This is a genomic window from Xanthocytophaga flava, from assembly GCF_030068545.1.
In the GTDB taxonomy this organism is placed as follows: Bacteria; Bacteroidota; Bacteroidia; order Cytophagales; family 172606-1; genus Xanthocytophaga; species Xanthocytophaga flava.
Map to the genome: position 1 here is coordinate 1 of NZ_JASJOR010000084.1, position 1157 is coordinate 1157.

Here is a 1157-nt window from a genome sequence, read left to right on the forward strand (position 1 = left end):
GTCAGGCTTTGTTCCGGATCGAAATTATCAGTTTGTTTATAAAGGATCAGAAGATTACGGCCTACCAGTGAAATACTAGCTCCCTGAACGCCAAACCGTTTGAATAATTCGGTAGGTAGGTTATAGGTTAGAATCACCTGGCGTAACTTGACAAAACTAGCATCATGTACGAATAACTCTGTGTATCTGTTCATATTGTTATAGTATGCACTACGTAAATTTGCTACTGGCACTGTATAAGAATATTTGTCTCCAGCTTTGGTTACTCCATTTAATTCCAAGCCATTCTCACGTCCAGGTAAGGTAGATTTTAGCAAGCCTAAACGGGTGGCATATACTTCCATTACAGAAAAGATACTTCCGCCAAATTTACCATCTACCAATACATTTAATGAGAAGTTTTTATACTTAAACTCATTGGTTAAACCCATTGTATAAGGTGGTACACCCTGGCCCAGAAACTGATTATTATCCGTTTGCATAGGAAGGTTTGAGTTTGTATCATAGATAATATTACCAGAAGCATCTTTAAGCATCCGATACCCATAAATAGAGCCAAAAGGTTTACCAACCTGGTTATTGATGAAAGCATTTCCATTCGCAGAAGTACCAATATTAGCCGTGCTAATCCCATCAGCCAATTTCAAAACTTCGCTTTTATTATAGGCAAAATTGAAGCTGGCATTCCATCTGAATGCATCAGTCTTGATAGGTGTACCATCAATCATTAACTCAATCCCTTTATTACTTAACTTACCTGCGTTAAGAATAGCGACATTATAACCAGAACCATACGAAATAGGCACACTCACAATATCATCAGTAGTTCTGCGGTCATATACTGTCACATCAAAGTTTAAACGATTCTGGAAAAGCTGAGTATTCAAACCTACTTCAAAAGTTGTACTTGTATACGGTTTAAGAATATCGTTGGGAACAGCATATGCATTAGCAATTGCAGAATATACATTTTGTAATGGTACAGAACTAGCACTCGGTACATTTCCATAGGCCAGATTAATTGCATACGGATCAGGACCACCCCCACCGACCTGAGCCCAGGATGCACGCAATTTCAACAGATCAACAACAGACGGCATTTTAACTACATCTGACAATACAAAGCTAGTTCCTATACTAGGATAAAAGACACTGTT

General features: G+C 38.2%; 1 protein-coding gene. It reads right to left on the minus strand.

Going from position 1 to position 1157, the window contains the following annotated elements; all coding sequences use genetic code 11:
- Positions 1–1157: TonB-dependent receptor domain-containing protein (locus QNI15_RS38835; protein WP_314037591.1), on the minus strand; the 1157-nt coding region annotated here is incomplete at both ends.